Source organism: Candidatus Pelagibacter sp., from assembly GCF_052048095.1.
Classification (GTDB): domain Bacteria; phylum Pseudomonadota; class Alphaproteobacteria; order Pelagibacterales; family Pelagibacteraceae; genus Pelagibacter.
In genome coordinates, this window is sequence record NZ_JBNAKG010000001.1 from 517,325 (window position 1) to 538,940 (window position 21,616).

Annotated in this window: 24 protein-coding genes; 18 read left to right on the forward strand and 6 right to left on the reverse strand. The window is 29.7% G+C overall.

Annotated elements, in window-relative coordinates:
- Positions 1-4 precede the first annotated feature (4 nt).
- Together ACTT9P_RS02720 and ACTT9P_RS02725 are read right to left on the reverse strand one after the other, a co-directional pair.
- Positions 5-1,282 carry a Y-family DNA polymerase gene (locus ACTT9P_RS02720; protein ID WP_440909160.1) on the reverse strand — a complete coding sequence of 426 codons (1,278 nt, stop codon included), beginning with the start codon at positions 1,280-1,282 and terminating at the stop codon, positions 5-7.
- Entirely contained in the window at positions 1,260-1,655 is a 396-nt protein-coding gene (locus ACTT9P_RS02725; protein WP_034390305.1) for a LexA family protein, read from the reverse strand. Before ACTT9P_RS02725 ends, ACTT9P_RS02720 begins: the two co-directional genes overlap by 23 nt.
- Positions 1,656-1,828: 173 nt before the next feature.
- Between ACTT9P_RS02725 and ACTT9P_RS02730 the strand changes: the two genes are divergently transcribed.
- From ACTT9P_RS02730 to alaS, 6 genes are all read left to right on the forward strand, one after another.
- A complete protein-coding gene (locus tag ACTT9P_RS02730; RefSeq protein ID WP_440909161.1) occupies positions 1,829-2,026 on the forward strand; it encodes a hypothetical protein in 198 nt (65 codons plus the stop codon).
- A 10-nt stretch (positions 2,027-2,036) separates the two neighbouring features.
- A complete protein-coding gene (locus ACTT9P_RS02735; RefSeq protein ID WP_440909162.1) occupies positions 2,037-2,402 on the forward strand; it encodes a GFA family protein in 366 nt (121 codons plus the stop codon).
- Between the two features lie 3 nt (positions 2,403-2,405).
- A complete protein-coding gene (locus ACTT9P_RS02740; RefSeq protein WP_440909163.1) occupies positions 2,406-3,335 on the forward strand; it encodes a uridine kinase in 930 nt (309 codons plus the stop codon).
- Positions 3,332-4,627 (forward strand): TolC family outer membrane protein, encoded by a 1,296-nt coding sequence (locus ACTT9P_RS02745; protein WP_440909164.1) that lies wholly within the window; start codon positions 3,332-3,334, stop codon positions 4,625-4,627. Before ACTT9P_RS02740 ends, ACTT9P_RS02745 begins: the two co-directional genes overlap by 4 nt.
- A 108-nt stretch (positions 4,628-4,735) precedes the next feature.
- Positions 4,736-5,887: a recombinase RecA gene (recA, locus tag ACTT9P_RS02750; protein ID WP_440909165.1), complete on the forward strand. Its 1,152-nt coding sequence runs from the start codon at positions 4,736-4,738 to the stop codon at positions 5,885-5,887.
- A gap of 101 nt (positions 5,888-5,988) precedes the next feature.
- Positions 5,989-8,655, forward strand: a complete 2,667-nt coding sequence (gene alaS, locus ACTT9P_RS02755) for an alanine--tRNA ligase (RefSeq protein ID WP_440909166.1) — start codon at positions 5,989-5,991, stop codon at positions 8,653-8,655.
- Here the strand turns inward: alaS and ACTT9P_RS02760 are convergent.
- Entirely contained in the window at positions 8,647-9,861 is a 1,215-nt protein-coding gene (locus ACTT9P_RS02760) for an NADP-dependent isocitrate dehydrogenase (protein WP_440909167.1), read from the reverse strand. The two genes, alaS and ACTT9P_RS02760, sit on opposite strands and share 9 nt — an antisense overlap.
- Before the next feature lie 73 nt (positions 9,862-9,934).
- Between ACTT9P_RS02760 and ACTT9P_RS02765 the strand changes: the two genes are divergently transcribed.
- The 9 genes from ACTT9P_RS02765 to panB are packed head-to-tail and all read left to right on the forward strand — an operon-like array spanning position 9,935 to position 17,192.
- Positions 9,935-10,582 carry a phosphatidylserine decarboxylase gene (locus tag ACTT9P_RS02765; protein WP_440909168.1) on the forward strand — a complete coding sequence of 216 codons (648 nt, stop codon included), beginning with the start codon at positions 9,935-9,937 and terminating at the stop codon, positions 10,580-10,582.
- A gap of 3 nt (positions 10,583-10,585) precedes the next feature.
- Positions 10,586-11,395: a CDP-diacylglycerol--serine O-phosphatidyltransferase gene (pssA, locus tag ACTT9P_RS02770; RefSeq protein ID WP_440909169.1), complete on the forward strand. Its 810-nt coding sequence runs from the start codon at positions 10,586-10,588 to the stop codon at positions 11,393-11,395.
- Complete coding sequence (locus ACTT9P_RS02775) at positions 11,396-12,307, forward strand: glycosyltransferase (RefSeq protein ID WP_440909170.1); 912 nt, start codon at positions 11,396-11,398, stop codon at positions 12,305-12,307. It abuts the gene before it with no gap.
- Positions 12,308-12,919 carry an RlmE family RNA methyltransferase gene (locus ACTT9P_RS02780; protein ID WP_440909171.1) on the forward strand — a complete coding sequence of 204 codons (612 nt, stop codon included), beginning with the start codon at positions 12,308-12,310 and terminating at the stop codon, positions 12,917-12,919. It abuts the gene before it with no gap.
- Between the two features lie 37 nt (positions 12,920-12,956).
- Positions 12,957-14,030, forward strand: a complete 1,074-nt coding sequence (gene guaB, locus ACTT9P_RS02785) for an IMP dehydrogenase (protein WP_440909172.1) — start codon at positions 12,957-12,959, stop codon at positions 14,028-14,030.
- Positions 14,030-14,467, forward strand: a complete 438-nt coding sequence (locus ACTT9P_RS02790) for a tetratricopeptide repeat protein (protein WP_440909173.1) — start codon at positions 14,030-14,032, stop codon at positions 14,465-14,467. The genes guaB and ACTT9P_RS02790 overlap by 1 nt, the downstream gene beginning before the upstream one ends.
- The gene (gene guaA / locus ACTT9P_RS02795; RefSeq protein WP_440909174.1) at positions 14,457-16,019 is read left to right on the forward strand and encodes a glutamine-hydrolyzing GMP synthase; all 1,563 of its coding nucleotides are present in this window, start codon (positions 14,457-14,459) and stop codon (positions 16,017-16,019) included. Before ACTT9P_RS02790 ends, guaA begins: the two co-directional genes overlap by 11 nt.
- 5 nt (positions 16,020-16,024) lie before the next feature.
- A complete protein-coding gene (locus ACTT9P_RS02800; protein WP_440909175.1) occupies positions 16,025-16,429 on the forward strand; it encodes a hypothetical protein in 405 nt (134 codons plus the stop codon).
- Positions 16,416-17,192: a 3-methyl-2-oxobutanoate hydroxymethyltransferase gene (gene panB / locus ACTT9P_RS02805; RefSeq protein WP_440909176.1), complete on the forward strand. Its 777-nt coding sequence runs from the start codon at positions 16,416-16,418 to the stop codon at positions 17,190-17,192. Before ACTT9P_RS02800 ends, panB begins: the two co-directional genes overlap by 14 nt.
- Here panB and ACTT9P_RS02810 read toward each other — a convergent pair.
- The 3 genes from ACTT9P_RS02810 to ACTT9P_RS02820 form a co-directional block, all read right to left on the reverse strand.
- Positions 17,189-17,770, reverse strand: coding sequence for a YjbE family putative metal transport protein (locus ACTT9P_RS02810; RefSeq protein WP_440909963.1), 582 nt, complete (start codon positions 17,768-17,770; stop codon positions 17,189-17,191). The genes panB and ACTT9P_RS02810 overlap by 4 nt on opposite strands.
- Before the next feature lie 70 nt (positions 17,771-17,840).
- Positions 17,841-18,326 carry a tetratricopeptide repeat protein gene (locus tag ACTT9P_RS02815; RefSeq protein ID WP_440909177.1) on the reverse strand — a complete coding sequence of 162 codons (486 nt, stop codon included), beginning with the start codon at positions 18,324-18,326 and terminating at the stop codon, positions 17,841-17,843.
- A complete protein-coding gene (locus tag ACTT9P_RS02820) occupies positions 18,326-19,099 on the reverse strand; it encodes a 5-oxoprolinase subunit PxpA (protein ID WP_440909178.1) in 774 nt (257 codons plus the stop codon). The genes ACTT9P_RS02815 and ACTT9P_RS02820 overlap by 1 nt, the downstream gene beginning before the upstream one ends.
- Positions 19,100-19,123: 24 nt before the next feature.
- On the opposite strand from ACTT9P_RS02820, the gene ACTT9P_RS02825 reads away from it, so the two are divergent.
- Genes ACTT9P_RS02825 through ACTT9P_RS02835 form a run of 3 tightly spaced genes read left to right on the forward strand, consistent with a single transcriptional unit; the run spans position 19,124 to position 21,610 of the window.
- Positions 19,124-19,795 (forward strand): 5-oxoprolinase subunit B family protein, encoded by a 672-nt coding sequence (locus ACTT9P_RS02825; protein ID WP_440909179.1) that lies wholly within the window; start codon positions 19,124-19,126, stop codon positions 19,793-19,795.
- Entirely contained in the window at positions 19,792-20,742 is a 951-nt protein-coding gene (locus ACTT9P_RS02830) for a biotin-dependent carboxyltransferase family protein (protein WP_440909180.1), read from the forward strand. Before ACTT9P_RS02825 ends, ACTT9P_RS02830 begins: the two co-directional genes overlap by 4 nt.
- Positions 20,729-21,610, forward strand: a complete 882-nt coding sequence (locus ACTT9P_RS02835; protein ID WP_440909181.1) for a DMT family transporter — start codon at positions 20,729-20,731, stop codon at positions 21,608-21,610. Before ACTT9P_RS02830 ends, ACTT9P_RS02835 begins: the two co-directional genes overlap by 14 nt.
- The last annotated feature ends 6 nt before the right edge of the window (positions 21,611-21,616 follow it).

The window sequence follows — 21,616 nt, forward strand, 5'->3', positions numbered from 1 at the left end:
TTTTTTAAGCTCTGATAGTGGGCAAACTATAAAAGTCAGCAGTATCTATTTTTGAAGAGTAATTCCTTCTCATATTCCATTTTTTATGAACTCCTGCACTAGCAAGACTTAGTGTAGATCGTCCATATCTATGATTAGTGCTATCAATAGATCTCATTAAACTATTTATTTTTTCATCTTTTTCAGATGAAAATAAATTTTTTCTTCCATCATCTTCCCTAAGCCCTGTCAGCATCACACCGGCTTTTTGATATCGATAGCCATTTCTGAATATGCTTTCGAGTATTGCTACTGCAGTTTTAACAGTTTCGATACTGTTGTTCGTTGCAATAGGAAAGTCAATTGTTTTTGAATTTGAGTAATAACCATAATCTCTTTGAAAAGGACTTGTTCTAACAAATACTGTGATTGCTTTTGCAACCAAAGACTCTGATCTTATTTTTTCAGATGCATTTAAACAATAATTAGATACAGCTTCTTTTAATTCTTGAAAAGTTTCTATTCTTTTGCCAAACGATCTTGATACAACACAACTTTTTCTTTTTGTTTGTGTTGTTTCTAAATCAATACAAGGAATACCCCTAAGTTCCATTGCAGTTCTTGAACTTAAAACATTAGAACATTTTTTGATCCAAGTATTAGATTTATTCTTAAGCTGTTTCGCATTATATATTCCATTTTTTTGATAAAATTTTGTAAGTTGTCTACCAACACCCCAAACATCATTAATCTCAACCTTTTCTAATATTGGGTCTAGATTTTCAATACCAATTAAACTTGTAACTCCAGATAGTTTTTTCTTAGCAATATGATTTGCAATTTTACTTAGAGTTTTAGTCTTAGCAATCCCAATACTGGTTGGAATGCCAGTCCATTGTAAAACAGTTTCTCTAATTTCTTTTCCTACTCTTTCTACGTCTTCATCAGAAAAATTTGATAAATCCATAAAAGCTTCATCAATTGAATAAACTTCTATTTGTGAATTAAATCTTTTTAAAGTTCTCATTACTCTTCTAGATAGATCACCATATAAAGAATAGTTTGATGAAAAAACTTGAACATCATTCTTAATAATAATATTTTTAGCTTTAAAGTATGGCTCACCCATTTTGATACCCAAAGCTTTTGCTTCGTTTGATCTTGAAATGATACAACCATCATTGTTTGATAAAACAACAACCGGTTTTTTTCTTATCTTGGGATTGAATAGTCTTTCACAAGAAACATAAAAAGAATTACAATCAACTAAAGCTATCTTTTTAGTATGTTGAATGGATGACATAAGTTACAACTCCCCAAATAAAAATATCTTGCTCTTCATTAATTAAAATTCTGTCAGAAAATTCTTTGGATCCTGAAGTTAAAAATTTTTTATCTCTTTCTTGAACTAAAGTTTTAACAACTAGTTCGTCATGAACGTTTGCAATTACAGTTGAAAAATTTTTTGGTTTTAAACTTTTATCGACAACTAATAAATCGCCATCGTTAATACCAACATCAACCATTGATTTACCCTGAACTCTAATGATGAAAGTGGCAGGAACATTTCTTATTAAATGCATATTAAGATCAATATCTTCTTCGATATAATCTGTTGCAGGAGAGGGAAATCCAGCGCCTGCTTTATGTAAATAATAAGGAATAGTTAATTTCATGTTCTTGTTTTGTTCTCTTTTATAGACTATTTATTTAATACACTCAATAGGTTGTATTTTGAGTCCGTAATTGAATCAAAAGTGAATCAAAACGTGAACATCCAAAACAACATTTAGTAGACATGTGGATAACTTTTACAATAAGTAGTCATTAAATAATCAAAAGGAAAAGTATGATTTGTATAAAAGCAGACATTCCAAACGAATTGAATGAGATAGATGATGAATTAAAAGCAATTTATCATAGCAAAGATACAGTTTGTTTCTTTATATTAAAGACAAGAGAGTTAAGAAATAAATTTATCGAAGAAACTGAAGGAATGAATAAAAGCGAAAGAGAAAAAGTTTACGCAAAATATAATAACCAATAGGAAATAAATTATGAAAAAACTTACATGTCATTGCGGAGCAGTTGAAGCAGAAATTAATATAAGTGGAGATTTAGAAAAAGTAGTTAAGTGTAACTGTTCTATTTGTAAAAGAAAAGGTGCAGTTATGTCTATGGTTAAAAATGAAGATTTTAAAATCACTAAAGGTGAAGATAAATTAAAACTTTATCAATTTCACAGCAAAATCGCTAAACATTACTTTTGTTCTGTTTGTGGTATTTACACTCACCATAATCCAAGAAGCAATCCAGCAATGACAGGTTTTAATGTAGGTTGTGTAGATGAAATTGATACTTTTAAAATGAATGATATTGCAGTTCTAGATGGAAATAATCATCCGCTTGATCAAAAAAAATAATCTATGAAAATTACTGATGAGTGTTTTGGTAAAGTAAAACAGGATTGTTTTAAATTTATTAAATCACAAGAAACATCAACAGAGAAGTTTAAGGGTAAAGAAAAGATGCTAAAATCTTTTTTAATACCTTTGTGTGCATGGATCTCTAAAAAATCTGATAAAAAAAATCCATACTTTTTAGGATTAGCAGGTGGTCAAGGAACTGGCAAAACTACCATAAGCTCTCTAATTTCAATTATTTTAAAGAAATATTTTAAGAAGAATGTTTTCAGAGTTTCTATTGATGATTTTTATAAAACAAGAAAAGATAGATCTAAATTATCAAAATCAATCCATCCAATGTTGATGACTAGAGGTGTACCTGGAACTCATGATTTAAAAATGATGCAAAACTTTTTTAAAAGTGTGAAGCAGAAAAAATTTAAATCAATTAAAGTACCAAAATTTGATAAATCAATAGATGATCGGTCGCTGAAGAAAAATTGGTATAATATAAATAAAAAACCAGACATCATTATATTTGAAGGTTGGTGTGTTGGTGCAAAAGCTGAAGAAAATAAATCTTTAAAAAAATCAATCAATGCCATGGAAAGAAATAGAGATCAAAAATTAGTTTGGAGGAAGTTTGTAAACCAACAATTAAATACTAATTATAAAAAACTTTACGCTCAATTGAATTCTTTAGTTTATTTAAAAGCAAAAGATTTTTCGTTACTGCAAAAATGGCGACTAAAACAAGAAAATAAACTTAAGTTAAAAAATAAAAAAAAATCCAATAATAAAATAATGAATAAAAATGAAGTTTTAGAATTTATGCAAACTTACCAAAGAGTAACTGAGAACATGTTTAAAAAAGCTCCTAAATATGCCTCAATTATAATGAATTTAAATAGTAACCATATAATAAAATCTGCAGTATATAGAGATCGATGAAAATAATTTTTAAGACAATTTTGGTATCACTAATTTTAAGCACAGGTGTGATTGCAGAAACATTCACTGAAGCATTACAAAAAGCATTTAAAAATAATTCTGAGTTAAATGCAGAAAGAGAAAATTTAAATGTTTCAGAAGAAGATCTTAAAGTTTCAAGAAGTAATTATTTACCTTCTGTAACTCTTAGTGGAAGTAAAAGCCAGGTTGACACAAATAAGTTAACTAATCAATCAGGTAGTGATGCCGCTATCAGCGATACAGATCCAACTACAAAATCTCTAACAATCACTCAAACGTTAGTTGATTTTGGACGAGGTGCAGATTATGAGAAAAAAACTATTGGAATTGATGTTGCAAAAGCAAAGCTTTTAAAAAAAGAACAAGATATTTTATATAGCACTGTTGAAGCCTATACAGGATTGATCTTAGCAAACGAAAAACTCAATATTAATAGAGCAAATGTTAATTTGTTAGAAAGACAAGTTGAAACAGACCAGATTAAATTAGAGAGAGGTCAAAATACTTTATCTGATGTTGCTCAATCAGAATCTTCTCTAGCAGGAGCAAGAGCTAAATTAATCCAGGCTGAAAATGATTTTTTAACAAGTAAATTAAATTATGAAAATATAATTGGTCCATTGGCAGATCCAGAAACTTTAGAAAAGAAATCAATTTTTGATATAAATTTACCTACAGATTTAAATTCAGCTATTAATAAATCGAAATTAACTAATCCAGATTTAATTATTGCCCAATTAGAGTATGAGCAATCAACTAAAGATACATATGAGGCTAAATCAGATTTAGCTCCTTCTGCGACTTTATCCTTAGATCGAACTTATACGGATGATTTAAGTTCTACATATGATGAACGAGAAAGAGATACAATAAAAGCAACTGTTTCTTGGCCATTTTATTCAGGGGGAAAAAACTTTGCTACAATTAGAAAAAGCAAAAGTTTAGAAACTCAGAAAAAGTTATTGCTGGAAGATATGATTAAAAGGAACGAGACTTTAGTTGCTAGTGCTTGGTCTTCTTATCAATCAAATAAAAGTTTGCTTAATTCAGTTCAATCACAAGTAAGAGCAGCAGAAATTGCTAATGAGGGCATAGTTGCTGAATATAATAGTGGCTCTGGCAGAACTACTTTGGATGTTATTCAATCCAACGCTCTTTTATTAAATGCTCAAATTTCTCTAGCCGATTCTGAGAGAAATTATATTTTATCTCAATTTAACTTGCTTAAGAGCATAGGTTTATTGGATAGTAACTATCTAAATATCAATTAAATATTGGCTTTTTATCAAGGTAGAACATTCTCTATTGCCAATGAGAACAAAATGTGTACATTTAATTCATGATTCGACTGTTAAAAAACGTAAAAAAAGAGGCAAAAAATGACGAAAAGTAATTTAAAGGTAGTGAAATCTACTAAAGATCAAGAAATGGATTTGAAAGAAAAAAATAAGGCGCTAGACGCTGCTATCAGTCAAATAACTGATAATTTTGGTAAAGGTTCGGTAATGAAGCTTGGTGAGAAAAGAGCTATGGACGTTGAGTCTGTATCTACTGGTTCTCTAAGTTTAGACTTAGCTTTAGGAATAGGTGGTTTACCAAAAGGAAGAATTGTTGAAGTATACGGACCAGAATCTTCTGGAAAAACAACTTTAGCATTACAAGTTGTTGCTGAAGCTCAAAAATCAGGTGGAATTTGCGCATTTGTTGATGCAGAACATGCTTTAGATCCAGTTTATGCTAAAAAATTAGGTGTAAATACTGAAGAATTATTAATCTCACAGCCAGATACTGGTGAACAAGCGTTAGAAATTGCAGATACACTAGTAAAATCAGGCTCAATTTCAGTTATCGTTATCGACTCTGTTGCAGCATTAACTCCAAAAGCTGAAATTGAAGGTGAAATGGGAGATCATCATGTAGGTCTTCAATCAAGATTAATGAGTCAAGCTTTAAGAAAATTAACTGGTTCAATTTCAAATACAAACACAATGATGATTTTCATTAACCAAATCAGAATGAAAATTGGAGTTATGTTTGGAAGTCCAGAAACTACATCGGGTGGTAATGCTCTTAAGTTTTATTCATCTGTAAGAATGGATATTAGAAGAATTGGTGCTATCAAAGATAAAGACGAAATCATTGGTAATACAACAAGAGTGAAAGTAGTTAAAAACAAAGTAGCTCCACCGTTTAAAGTTGTTGAATTCGATCTTATGTATGGAAGAGGAATTAGCAAAATGGGTGAGCTTGTAGACTTAGGTGCAAAGGCAGATATTATTGAAAAATCAGGTGCTTGGTATGCATATAAAGGTGAAAAAATTGGACAAGGTAGAGAAAACGCTAAAACTTTCCTTGCTCAAAATCCAAAAATTGCAGCTGAAGTAGAGCTAGCTATTAGAGAAAAAGCTGGTGTGATTTCTAAAAAAATAGAAGGAAATCCATTAGATCCTGAGAAAGTAGAAAAAGAGAAAAAAGGAACTACTGCAAAAGAAGCAGCACCAGTAGAGCCAACACCTACTAAAAAGAATTAATTTATAGGTCATCTTTAAATTATAAAGGCGCTTAGAAATAAGCGCCTTTTTCCCATTTATAGCAATCTAGACATAAAATAAAAAAGCTGTATTTTAAAAATATGGCTAATAAAACACTAAATCAAATTAGGACAACATTCTTAGATTATTTTGAGAAGAATGATCATAGGATTGTTGAGTCTAGCAATTTAGTACCTAATAATGATCCAACCTTGATGTTTGCAAACTCAGGAATGGTTCAATTCAAGAATGTTTTTACTGGCTTAGAGAAAAGGGATTATAAAAGAGCAACAACCTCACAAAAATGTGTAAGAGCAGGTGGTAAACATAATGATTTAGAAAACGTTGGTTACACACCTAGACACCACACATTTTTTGAAATGTTAGGCAATTTTTCATTTGGAGATTATTTTAAAGAACAAGCTATTCATTATGCATGGAATTTAATCACAAAAGATTTCGGTATAGATAAAAATAGACTTTATGTAACTGTTTTTCATGAAGACAATGAAGCATTTAATTTTTGGAAAAAGATTGCAGGCTTTAGTGATGATAGAATTATAAGAATTGATACTTCTGATAATTTTTGGTCCATGGGAGACACAGGCCCTTGTGGTCCTTGTTCTGAAATATTTTATGATCACGGTGATCACTTAAAAGGTGGATTGCCTGGAACACCAGATGAAGATGGAGATAGATTTATAGAAATTTGGAACTTGGTCTTCATGCAATATGAACAAATTTCAAAAGATAAAAGAATTAATTTACCAAAACCTTCTGTTGATACTGGAATGGGACTTGAAAGGATAGCAGCTCTTCTTCAAGGAACTCATGATAATTATGAAACAGATCATTTTAAAAAATTGATAGCAGCAACAGAAAATGAAGTTAACAAAAAATCTAGTAAAGAAAATCTTTCAAGTTTTAGAGTTATAGCTGATCATCTTAGAGCAAGTTCATTTTTAGTAGCTGAAGGTGTTTTACCTTCAAATGAAGGTAGAGGTTATGTACTTAGAAGAATAATGAGAAGAGGAATGAGACATTCTCATATGCTTGGATCAAAACAACCAGTTTTTTCAAAGTTGTTTGAAACTCTACTGCAGGAGATGTCTGGCAATTATCCTGAATTAAAAAGAGCAGAGTCTTTGATTAAAGAAACATTAAAAATGGAAGAAGAAAAGTTCCTAGTGTTACTTGATAGAGGTATCAAGATACTTAATGAAGAGATTTCAAAAATAGACAAAGTTTTACCAGGTGATGTAGCATTTAAATTATATGAGACATATGGCTTTCCAATTGACTTAACAGAGGACATTTTAAAATCTAAATCACTTAAGTTTGATAAAGAAAGATTTGGTGAACTGATGCGAGAGAGTATTGCTCTTGCTAGAAAAAATTGGAAAGGGTCTGGAGATAGTGCTGTTGAACAAGTTTGGTATGGAATAAAGGAAAAGCATGGAGCTACTGAATTTATTGGTTATGAAAATGATCAAGCGCAAGGCGTTGTCAAAAGCTTATTGAAAAGCTCAAAAGAAGTTAATGTTTTAAGTGAAGGTGATGAAGGTATGATTGTTGTTAATCAAACACCTTTTTATGGAGAGTCAGGTGGACAAGTCGGCGACACTGGTATGATTTCTAACGAGAATTTTAGATTTGAAGTAACAGATGTACAAAAAAAACTAGGAGATTTATTTGTGCATTACGGCAAAGTCTTATCTGGTTCTGTAAAAGTAGATGAGAATGTAGAGATGAATATAGATATTGAGAGAAGAAATAATACTAGAGCTTACCATTCAGCTACACATTTATTACACGAGTCGTTAAGAAGAGTTTTAGGTGAACATGTAACGCAAAAAGGATCTTTGGTTGAGCCAGATAGATTAAGGTTTGATTTTAGTCATATGAAACCAATTAGCTCAGAAGAGATTACAAAAATAGAGACATTTGTTAATGAAATGGTTCAAAATAAATCAGATGTGAAAACAAGAATTATGTCACCAAAAGAGGCTGTAGAGGAAGGAGCATTAGCACTCTTTGGTGAAAAATATGGAGAAGAAGTAAGAGTTTTATCAATGGGAGATGAAAAAGATAAATACTTTTCTACAGAATTATGTGGTGGAACTCATGTTCGTAATACAGGTGATATTGGTAAGTTTAAAATTATAAGCCAATCATCAATAGCAGCAGGTGTTAGAAGAGTTGAAGCTTTAAGAGATAAGCAATTAGAGAATTATTTAAAGAACCAAGAAAAATTATCTAACGAGTCATTAGAAAAAAATGAAAAGATAATTAATGAACTATCAGAAAAAATTATCAAACTTGGCGGTAAACCAAATATTGATCAAGAAGATCAAAAAACTTTAATAAAGAATTTAAACAAACAATTAGAAACACTTTCAAACAAATCAATTTTGACTGACACAAGTAAGAATGTGATTAAAGATGAAACAATTAATGGAGTTAAAGTTAGGTTTCAAAAAGTTGAAGATTTACCTCCAAAAGAATTAAGAAAATTGGCTGATGATGGTAAAAAAGAACTTAAAGATGGAATTGTGTTAGTGTTTGCAGTTAAAGATGGAAAAGTAGGTGTAGCAGTTGGAGTAACAGAGTCTTTAACTTCAAAGTATGATGCAGTTGCTTTTGTAAAAGCATGTTCGGAAATTATCGGTGGAAAAGGTGGTGGCGGTAGAAAAGATTTTGCTCAAGCAGGTGGCCAAGATCCGAATAAAATTGACGAAGCTTTTGAGAAAATAAAAAATTTAATTTAATTTTTTCTTTAGTCCTACATCAATTGCATCTAAGAATTGATTAGTTGTTAAATATTTACTTGAAGGACCAATTAATATTGCAAGGTCTTTAGTCATCTCTCCATTTTCAACACATTCAACACAAACTTCTTCTAAACTATTTGCAAATTTAATTAGCTCATCATTATTGTCTAGTTTACCTCTGTGAGCCAAACCTCTTGTCCAAGCAAAAATTGATGCAATAGGATTTGTAGATGTTTCTTTTCCTTGTTGGTGCATTCTGTAGTGTCTTGTTACTGTACCGTGAGCTGCTTCAGCTTCCATAACTTTACCATCTGGTGTTAATAAAGTACTTGTCATCAATCCTAATGATCCATAACCCTGAGCCATAGTATCTGACTGTACGTCACCATCATAGTTTTTACATGCCCAAATATATTTACCACTCCACTTCATTGCACAAGCAACCATGTCATCAATTAGTCTATGTTCATAAGTTAACTTATGTTTTTCAAATTCTGATTTGAATTCATTATCAAATACTTCTTGGAATATGTCTTTAAATCTTCCATCGTATCTTTTTAAAATTGTATTTTTAGTAGACATGTAAACTGGCCACTTTTTAATAAGTCCATAGCTAAAACAAGATCTGGCGAAGTCCTCAATTGATTTATCTAAGTTGTACATTGAAAGTGCAACACCTGGACCAGTAAAATTAAATACTTCATATTTTAGTTCTTGAGATCCATCTTCTGATGTCCATTTTACTTCCATTTTTCCTTTACCAGGAACTTTAAAATCTGTTGCACGATATTGATCTCCAAAAGCATGCCTTCCAATAATCACAGGATCGGTCCATGATGGAACAAGTTTTGGTATATTTTTACAAATAATTGGTTCTCTAAATACAGTTCCACCAATAATGTTTCTTATTGTTCCATTTGGTGATCGCCACATTTTTTTTAGCGCAAACTCTTCAACTCTTGCTTCGTCAGGTGTAATTGTTGCACATTTAATTCCAACCCCAACTTTCTTAATAGCATTAGCAGCATCAACTGTAATTTGATCATCTGTATGATCTCTACTTTTCATTCCAAGGTCGTAGTATTCAATGCCTAAATCTAGATACGGAAGAATGAGCTTGTTTTTAATAAATTCCCAGATAATTCTGGTCATTTCATCACCATCTAATTCTACTACCGGGTTTTTTACTTTGATTTTACTCACTAATTTTTTATCTTATCAATTGAATTTCACGGTTTTATATACATATTAATGAAAAATTATCAATTAGAAGAAAATGTTTAGCAAGATATTTCCAAAAATTCACTCTGAGGGTTACAGATTTTTAATTATTGCTGGTGTTGTCACACTGGTATTTTACGCACTAAGTACATTTTTAGGATTACTAGGATTGTTAGTTACAATATGGGTTTACTACTTCTTTAGAGATCCAGATAGATATTCAATCAATGATGACAGATATTTAGTTAGCCCAGCTGATGGTGAAATCATAAAAGTAGAAGAAGTTGATGGACCAAAAGAACTTGGATTAGAGGGCAGAAAATTTAAGAAGATTAGTATCTTCATGAATGTTTTTGATTGCCACGTTAATAGAATACCTTGTAGCGGCAAGATAGATGAAATTTTATATAAACCAGGAAAATTTTTAAATGCATCTTTAGACAAAGCAAGTGAGGATAATGAGAGAAATTATTATAAAATTAGAAATAATGATGGGGAAGATATTATCGTTGTTCAAATTGCTGGTTTAGTTGCAAGAAGAATTGTTTGTGAGTCTGAAAAAGATCAAGAATTGAAACAAGGTGATCGAATTGGAATGATAAGATTTGGAAGTAGAGCTGATGTGTATTATGAAAATTATGAACCTTTAGTTCAAATAGGGCAGACCGCAGTTGCAGGTGAAACACTCCTTGCAAAAAAATAGTTTATGGAAAAACCAAAAAATAATCTAAAAATAGTTACCGACAGAAGGACAAGAATAATCTTGCCTAATATGCTAACTCTAATTGGTGTTTGTATAGGACTTACTTCTATTAGATTTGCTTTTGATGGAAAATTTGAATTTGCAATTATTGCAATAATGTTTGCTGCATTAATTGATGGTCTTGATGGAAGAATTGCAAGACTTATCAAAGGTACATCAAAGGTTGGAAAAGAATTAGACTCATTAACAGATATGATAAGTTTTGGAGTTGCTCCTGCTTTCATTATGTATTTTTGGGTTATGAATAATCTTGGAAGATTAGGATGGTTATTATGTTTGATTTATGTGGTATGTGTTGCACTAAGACTTGCAAGATTTAATGTAAACTCTAACCAAGAACCATCATGGAGAGATAATTTTTTTGAAGGCGTTCCATCACCAGCTGGTGGAATTTTAGTAATGACACCATTAATATTTAGCTTAAGTGGTTTAGATCAATTTTATATGTTTCCATTAAACTACAATATTTTGTCAGTAATATTTTTTGTTACAACTTCGTTCTTGTTAATTAGTAAGTTTCCAACATACTCATTTAAAAAAATTGTTATTAGAAGAAAAGAAACAATATTTTTACTTTTTGGAATAATCTTATTTTTTGGTTTACTTTTAATCTATACATTTGAGGTTATTACAATAAGTTCTATAATTTATTTAACATTACTACCAATAAGCTTCATTCATTATTACAGAATAAAGAAACAACAAAATGAAGTTGAAAAAGATGATAATGAGGATTTCGAAGACGTTTTGTAGATGAAAAAAAGTGTCATCGTTTCATTAGCTGACTCAAATTATTTTGAATTACTAGAAGAATTAGTTGACTCGATAAAGAGATTCAAAGAGAGCAGTGAAGTTGCAATTTGTATTTTAGATGCTGGGTTAACAGATAGTCAAAAAGACAAGTTATCAAAAAAAGTTGATGAAATAAAACCAGCAGAATGGGACATAGAAGTACCCGCATTTAAAGTTAAAGGAAAAGAATGGTTAAAAAGCCAAGTATCAAGAGCTTTTTTACCAAATTATTTTCCTAATTATGAAAAATATCTTTGGATTGATAGTGATGCATGGGTAAACGATTGGAATACTGTAGAATTATTAATTAAAGCCTGTGATAACGGGAAGCTTGGTATTACACAAACAGTAGGACCTGGCTACAAGATTACATCAAGAGTAGATTGGTTATTTGGAAAACTAGCAATAATTAAATCACAAAATTTTAAACATGCTGTTAAATCAAAAATAGGCATGGAAAAAGCTAGAAAATTAGCATTTGCTCCACACATCAATATTGGTGTTTTTTCTTTAGAAAAAAATTCCCCTGGTTGGAAAATTTGGCAGAAAAATTTAGAGACAACTCTTAAAGCTGGAAATATTTTTGGATCTGAGCAGTTAGCAATAAATATGTCTGTTTATATAGATGATTTAGAAACTGAATTTTTGCCACTCAAATGTAATTGGCTAACTAGTAATTTACTTCCAAAATTCGATGAAAAAAATCAAACATTTGTCGAACCTTATTTGCCTAACTATAAAATAGGAATTATGCATTTAGCAGCAGGAATTTGGCAAGATGGAAAAGATATGAGAGTAAATAAAGATGTTAAAATAGAAATTGATACTTTAGAAAATAAAAAAGTAATTAAAAGCCTCAGGTACACAAGTTAATTGAAAAAAAATAAAATTTCAAAAAATTGGGTAAACAAACAACGAAGAGATATTTACGTTAGACAATCAAAAATTGATGGTTATAGAGCACGATCTGCTTACAAGTTAATGGAGATTGATGAAAAGTTTTCCATATTTAAAGGTGGTCTTTCTGTTGTTGATATTGGAGCAGCACCAGGAAGTTGGTCTCAATATGCAGAAAAAAAGATTAAAAACGGAAAATTAATTTCCATAGATTTAAAAGAAATGGAACCTCTAGGAAAGAGTATACAGATTCAGGGAGATTTCACCGAAGATAAAATAAAGGATGAAATTTTAAAATCTGCAGAAGGTAAAGTTAATATTGTTATGTCTGATATGGCTGTGAATACAACTGGAATTAAAAATATAGACGCTATTCAAACTGGGGAATTATGTATGGAAGCAATGATTTTTTCAAAAGATATTTTGATACAAGAAGGGAGCTTTATTTCAAAAATATTTATGGGAGGCTCTTTTAATGAAATTGTTGCAAAAGGTAAGGAAATTTTTAAAGAAGTGAAGGTTTTTAAACCAAAATCTAGTAGAAAAGATTCTAAAGAAAGCTTTATTATTTGTAAAAAATTAAGATAGAGACTTTAAATATAAAAGGAATCATATATAAATCGTTATGGATCCTATTAAAGAAGCTCTTACCTTTGACGATGTCACTTTAGCACCAAATTATTCTGAAGTATTGCCTTCAGAAGTTGATACAAGCATTAAACTATCAAAAAATTTAAGCTTAAAGATTCCAATTCTTACTTCGGCAATGGATACTGTTACAGAAAGTAAAATGGCAATTGCTATAGCGAAAGCTGGTGGAATTGGAATAATTCATAGAAATTTAGACATAAAAAAACAAGTTAGTGAAATTCAAAAAGTAAAAAAACAAAAATTATTGGTAGGAGCTGCAGTTGGAGCAGGGCCAAATGAACATAAAAGAGCAGAGCAAATTTTAAAAGAAGGTGTTGATTTAATTGTTGTTGATACTGCTCATGGACATACAAAAAAAGTGGGTGAGATAATTAAATTTATTAAAAAGAAAAAAACAAAAGTAACTTTATGTGCTGGAAACATTGCTACACCAGAGGCCGCAAAGTATTTATTAAATTTAGGAGTTGATATTATTAAAGTTGGAATTGGTCCAGGATCTATTTGCACTACAAGATTAGTTGCTGGAATTGGTGTACCTCAATTAAGTGCAATATTAGCTGTAAGAAATGGATTAAAAAATAAGAAAGCAATTATAATTGCTGATGGTGGAATTAAATATTCAGGTGATTTAGCTAAAGCTTTTGCAGCAGGAGCAGATGCAGTAATGATAGGTTCTTTATTTGCTGGGACAGATGAAACGCCAGGAAAATTGATTATGAAGAATGGTAAAAAATATAAGAGTTTTAGAGGAATGGGCTCAGTGGGCGCAATGAACAAAGGATCAGCAGATAGATATTTTCAAAAAAAACAAAAGGATGCCTCAAAATATGTGCCAGAAGGTGTTGAAGGATTTGTTAAATATAAAGGTAAAGTTGCAGATGTATTGTATAAACTTGTGGGTGGACTTAAATCATCAATGGGTTATTTAGGAGCTAAACAAATAAAGAATTTAAGAGACAAGCCTAGATTTGTTAAGATTACAAAAGCTGGATTTTATGAAAGTATGGTTCATAACGTTGATCAAATTAAAGATGATAGGAAATATTAATGTCAAAAATTACTAAAACTTTATCAGCAGTATTTACATTATTAGTATTAGTTAATTTTTCTTATGCAAATGAAAATTTCTACGATCAGGCTATTAAAGAATTTGATAAGAAAAAATATGATGAAGCAAAGTTCTTGTTAGAAAGAAACATTGTTTTTAATCCAAAAGATGCAAAATCTTATTTATATTTAGCAAAAATATTTAAAGAAAAGGAAAACAAGAAAGAGGAAAAAAATAATCTTGATACTGCACTTCTATTAGATCCAAGTAACGAAGATGCTACACTTAGATTGATGGATATCGCTGTAGAAAATTCAAACTACTCAGAAGTAAAAGAACTTTCAGAAAAATTTGTAAAAATTTGTAAAAATTTATGCAAAGAAAATGAGAGAATTTTAGAGTCTCTAAAAGACTTAGAGCCAAAAAATGACTCTTAATCAAAACTTAGACAAAATTATTATTATAGATTTTGGCTCCCAATTTACTCAACTAATTGCAAGACGAATAAGAGAAGCCAATGTTTTTTGTGAAATCATAAGTCATAAAAAAATCTCAATAAATCAAGTAAACAAAAATGTAAGAGGACTAATATTATCTGGTGGTCCATTAAATGTTTATCAAAAAGACAAATTTTCATTTGATAAAAATTTATTAAAAAAAGATTTACCAGTACTTGGTATTTGTTTTGGACATCAAATTTTATCAAAAAGCTTAGGAGGTAGAGTTAAACAATCAAAACACAGAGAATTTGGGTTAGCAAATCTTATTAAAAGCTCAAACAATAAACTTTTAGATGGTTTTTTTGATAAGCAAAATAAATCTAGAGTTTGGATGAGTCATGCAGACCAAGTAACAAAAATTCCAAAATCATTTAAGATTATTGCAAAAAGTCAAAACTCAAAATTTGCTGCTGTTGAAGATAGCAATAATAATTATTATGGTGTTCAGTTTCATCCTGAGGTTACGCATACGCAAAACGGAAAAAAACTTATAAATAATTTTTTATTTAAAATTTGTAAAATTAAAAGAAACTGGAGTACAAAAGATCAAAGATTAAGATTAATAAAAGATATTAGAGACCAAGTTGGCAATGAAAAAGTTATTTGTGCGTTGTCAGGAGGTGTAGATAGCAGTGTAGTTGCACAGTTATTAAATAAAGCCATTGGAAAAAAGTTACATTGTATATTTGTGAATACAGGTCTTTTAAGAAAAAATGAAGAAATACAAGTTGTTAAAACATTTAAAAGCAAACTTAAAATGAATTTAACTTATGTTAATGCAGAAAATGAATTTTTAGGAAAATTAAAAAATGTGACAGATCCTGAGAAAAAAAGAAAAATTATAGGAAATTTATTTATAAAAATATTTGAGAGGTATTCAAAAAAAATAAAAAATGTAAAGTTTTTAGCTCAAGGAACTTTGTATCCAGACTTAATAGAAAGTAAATCAGTTACAGGCAGTCAAACTTCAAAAATTAAGTCACATCACAATGTTGGTGGACTTCCAAAAAAAATGAAACTCAAATTAGTAGAACCTTTAAAATTTTTGTTTAAAGATGAAGTGAGAAAATTAGGTTTAGAGCTAAAACTAAGTAAAGAAATAATATCTAGACATCCATTTCCAGGGCCAGGTCTAGCAATAAGAATGCCAGGAAATATTACACCAGAGAAAATAAAAATTCTAAAAGAAGCAGATGAAATTTTTATTGACGGTCTTAGAAGACATAACCTTTATGATAAAATTTGGCAAGCTTACGCAGCATTATTACCAGTTAAGACTGTTGGGGTCATGGGTGATAATAGAACTTATGAATATTTGTGTCTATTAAGAGCAATAACTTCACAGGATGGAATGACAGCTGATTATTATGATTTTAAAAAATCATTTATTCAAGAAATATCCAACAAAATAGTTAATAGTATTAGAGGAATAAATAGGGTTGTTTATGATGTAACATCTAAACCACCAAGCACAATTGAATTAGAATAATTTAAATGTGGTTAGAAAAGTTTAACAAAGATAAGAAAGAAAAGATAAAAAAACTAACATTTAATTTTGCTGATATAAAGAAAGGTCAGAAGATGTTAGTTTCTTCTCCTAAGTCAATTTCAAACTATATAAAAAAAATCCCCATAGGTAAAAAAAGAACATTAATTCAAATGCGAGATGCTCTAGCTAAAAGAGCAAAAGCCGATAAAACTTGTCCAGTTTCTACAGGTATTTTTCTTAGAATTGCTGTTGAGGCCTCTATTGAAGAACAAAAAAAACAAAAATTAAAAAAACCTAAACTTCCATTTTGGAGAATTATAGACGAAAATATGCCAATTTTTAAAAAGCTATCTATTTCAAAATCAATGTTAAATAAATATAAACGAAGTGAATTTAATGAAAAAAATTAAAAATTTACTATTAAAAAAAAACAAAACTAAGATTGTCTGTTTAACGGCTTATTCAAAAAATATTGCTCAAGAAATTGATAACTTTGTAGATATAATTTTAGTTGGAGATTCTCTTGGTTCAGTACTTTACGATTTTGATACGACAAGATCAGTAACTTTGGAAATGATGATAAATCATTCGAAAAGTGTAAGAAAAGGTATCACGAAAAGTTTAATGGTGGTTGATATGCCATATAATACTTACAGAAATAAATCTGAAGCATTAAAAAACTGCAAAAAAGTAATGAAAGAAACAAAATGTGATGCAGTTAAACTAGAAGGTGGTAATAAAAAGATTGTTGAAATAATTAAACATCTTATCAAAAACAAGATACCAGTTATGGGTCATCTTGGTCTTTTACCGCAAAATGAAAAAGGTAAATTCACGTTTAAAGGTAAATCTTCCAAAGAAAAACTAAGATTACTCAATGAAGCTAAAGTTTTAGAGAGAGCAGGTGTTTTTGCAATTGTTCTAGAGTGTGTTGAAAAAAAATTATCAAAAGAAATTACAGATCAAATTAAAATTATAACAATTGGCATAGGTGCTTCTCAACACTGTGATGGGCAAATTTTAGTGACAGATGATTTGATTGGGTTAACAAATTCAAAAATTAAATTTGTTAAGGAGTTTGGAAACGTAAGAAAAATAATAAGAGATGCTGTTAAAAAATATAAAACAGAAGTTCAATCACTTAAATATCCATCTAAGAAATACTTATATTAGAAAAATCTCTCAAAATTTTCATTAACTGAAAGAATTTCAAGATCAATCATACCGCCTATTAATAATTGTATAGCTACTAGCAAAATTACAAAAAGACCCAAGTAACCTATCCATTTATATTTTTTAATTTTTTCAGCAAAAAATCTTGCAAGTGTTCCAACAAAAACAACAGATAAAAATAATCCAAAAATTAATAGATTAATATTATCTTTAGCCACACCAACAATTCCAATTACATTATCGAAACTTAAAGTGATATCTGCAAATAGAACCTTGTATACACTTTGGACATAAGATGGTTCTTTAGAGGCTTTAGTAGGTGATTTTATTTTTTTTGTGCTAAATAAATCTGTTCTTAAATCATTTACAATCCAAATAAGTAACAAACCTCCAAAAATTTTTACAAACGCAAATCCAAATAGATAGGATGCAAAAAAAGCAAAAATAATCCTAAACAACAGAGCACCGAATAGTCCCCACATTATTATTTGGTAACGATGTTTAGGAGCAAAGCTTGCTGCAATTATACCTATTATAATTGCATTATCTGCGGCCATCACCAAATTGATGATAACCATTTGGCTTACGATGATAAGTTGTTCTAACAATATAAAATTATTTTATAATATTTTTATAAATATTCAAATTTTAGTATTTTGATTTTTTTGTGCCATCAATTATTTCTTTTAACTCTGAATATTCTTCACAGTTACATCCTTTTAAAATTTGAAGTCTTTCTTTAGCAAGATCCATTCTATTAGTTACAACATATAGTTCACCAAGATATTCATTAATACCTATGTGGTTGGGCTTAATAGCTAGACCTTGTAAATAATATTTTTCTCCATTTTCAAAGTCACCTAACTTTCTTGTTGTGAAACCAAGATAATTTAATGTGTCTGCATTGTTTGGTTTTTTATCATTTGACTTTAAAAGTAATTTTTGCGCTTGTTTATATTTTTTTTCAGCTTTGTCATTTTTGCCGTCACTCTCATACTTTTTGGCAGATTTAATTAATTTTACTGCTTTTTTATAATCAGAAACTTTAGGCTGTGAGTCACTTGATGAGCCTGCCGCAAATACAGTAGATGATGTTAATATTAGAATAGTTAAGATTGAAAGTAACTTTTTCATTAAATAAATTTCTCCATTTTGATTAAAGGTTTTAAATTGAGTTTATTTTCTAGCAAATTATCTCTTATTGATTTTGCAGTTGCTAATGAACTCTCATTATCTCCATGTATGCACACCGAGTCTATTTCACAAGGTATCTGCTTTCCGCTGTGACAATTAATTGCCTGATTTTGAACCATGCTTAACACGTGTTTTTTTGCTTGTTCTGGATCTCTTATTAAAGCATGAGGTTTTTTTCTAGAAACTAAATTGCCGTCATCTTCATAATTTCTGTCAGCAAATATTTCACAAGCAATTTTCATATTAAGGCTTTTTGCAGACTTCTCCATTTTTGATCCTGTTGGAACCAAATAAATCAAATCTTTATCTATTTCGTATATTACTTTAGCTAAAATTGTTGCAAGCTCTATATCTTCACATGCCATGTTGTTTAAAGCACCATGAGGTTTCATATGGGTTACATTTTCATTATTCTCTTGAGCAATTTTTTGCAGAATTTCATATTGATCTATAATCAATTTTCTAATTTCATTTTCTGATAAGTTCATACGTTCTCTACCAAAGTTATCTGGATCATTAAATGAAGGATGAGCACCAATACTGACACCTCTATTCTTAGATATTTTGATGACTTCTCTCATAGTTTCTTCATCACCAGCATGATATCCACAAGCAACATTTGCTGAGTTTACTATTTCTAATAAAGCTGGATCATTTTCATTTGAATGAAGCTTAGACTTTTCCCCTAAATCACAATTTATATTAATTTCCATAACTGGTATAATTTATAACATTAAATGATTAAAAATATATTAAATCTTGGAGACTCTGCTGTCTATTGTGATTTTGGTCCTGAAATAAATAAAGAGACCAACCGAAAAGTAATTAATTATTTTAAATTTTTAAAAGAAAAAAATATTGATGGAGTTTTGAACTTAACACCATCTTATAATAAATTAATAATTACTTTTGACTTAAATATAACTAGTTTCCAGAAACTAAAAGATTTTCTAATAACAATTAAAATTGATCAATCAAATAATTCTGACGGCAAAAAATTAGAAGTTCCAATATGTTGTGATGAAGAATTTTCGTTAGATATCCAAAGATTGGAAAAGAAATTAAACTTAGATAGTCAAAAAATTCTACAACGAATATTTGAAAAAGAATATTTCTGCTACATGACTGGATTCATAGCTGGCATGCCTTTTTTTGGAGATTTAGATAGTGACATGAGATGCAATAGATTGGAGACACCAAGATTAAAGGTTCCAAAAGGATCAATTGGTATTACCGAACAGTTTGCAAATATTTATACGGAAGAAAGCCCAGGTGGGTGGAATATTATAGGCAAAACACCGTTAGAAGTTTTCGATCGAAATAATCAAGAAAATCCAGCTTTAATCAATCCAGGTGATGTAATTCAATTTAAATTAATAACTAAAAAAGATTTTGATAACTATAGATGACTTTTAAAATTTTAAGACCAGGAACTCACACTACTATTCAAGATGATGGTAGAAATGGATTTTATCACTTAGGTATCACTGTTAGTGGCGCTATAGATAAAAAAAACTTTAAATTAGCTAATATAATTTTGAATAATAATATTAACGAACCATCTTTGGAGTTCGCTCTGCAAGGTCCATTGCTAGAATTTGATGGATCAAAATCATCCATTTGTATTACGGGAGAAGTAAATTTTGATATCATAAGACACAATGAAGAGATTGAAGAGGGCTATTGTTATAAGATTTATAATCTCAATAAAGGTGACAAAGTTGATGTCAAATCTACAATTAATTCACTTTATGGTTATCTAGCTATAAAAGACGGTTTTGATTTTAATAATATTTGGAAAAGTTGTTCAATTAATACTAAAGCCAAAATTGGACCTAATGAAGGAATGAAATTTGATACAAATCAAATAATTCCCACAAAAAATAGTTCTGCTGAAGTTAAGATAAAACAATTAAGATATAAAAATGAAAGATCAACAGAGATAAGAGTTATTAAAGGAACAAATTTTGATTATTTTTCAAAGGAAGCTCAAAGAAATTTTTTTGATAAAAGATTTAAAATAACAAATATGGTCGACCGTATGGGTATAAGGCTCGAGGGAAATAAGTTAGAAAATATTGTTAGCTCAAATATTAAATCTGAAGGTCTCATTAAAGGTGTAATTCAAGTTCCTGGTGATGGTAACCCAATAATAATGTTAGCTGACCACGGTACAATTGGTGGATATCCTAAGATTGCAACAGTTATATCTGCAGATTTAGATAATTTATCACAATTGAAGCCGAACACTGAAATTACATTTAAAGAAGTAAGTCTTGAAGAAGCTGAAAATTTATTTATGAGTTACACCAAAGAAATCAATAAATACTCAAAGATACTTAATGAATATAATTAAAAAACTTCCTGGGCCATTATTAGTTTTTATGGGAGCGTGTAGTTTAAGTTTTGGAGGCTTAATTGTTAAATCATTTGAGGGAGCTACTTTGTGGCAAATATTATTTTGGAGAACTGTATTTTTTTTACTTATTATAAGTGTTTATCTTTTTATTACTTACAGATCAAAATTTTTAAAATCTTTTTATAATTCTGGAATACCAGGTTTTTTTGGCGGTTTTATTCTATCTTTTGGTTTTTGTGGTTATGTATTCGCCATGTACAACACTACAGTTGCTAATGCTAATTTTATAATTCAAACACAAACAATTTTCCTTGCAATCTTTGGATATTTTTTTCTCAAAGAAAAAATTTCAGCAATAACATTAGCATCAATTATTTTAGCAATTTCAGGAATTTTATTAATGGTTGGAGGATCGTTATCACCTGGCCAAATGACTGGTAATATCGCAGCTTTTTTAATGCCGATTTCTTTTGCTGTTTTGATATTAGTTGTAAGAAAATATCCTAACGTAGACATGGTTCCTTCACAGTTTATAGCAGGTGTATTTGCTTTAATCATTGGATATCTAATGTCAGGAAAAATATTAATATCTGGTCATGATATATTTTTAGGTTTTTTAGCTGGTTCTCTTCAATTAGGTTTAGGATTTATTTTTATTACAATCGGTGCACAACGAACACCATCAGCGATGGTAGGAATCATTATGTTAACTGAGGCAGTTTTAGGACCATTATGGGCCTGGATATTTATTGATGAACAACCGCCAATGATTGTTTTATTTGGTGGATCAATTGTAATCTTTGCGGTTCTATTACAATTTTATTATTTATTTTCAGTTGAAAAAAAACAACTTAATACCAATTGACTTTTA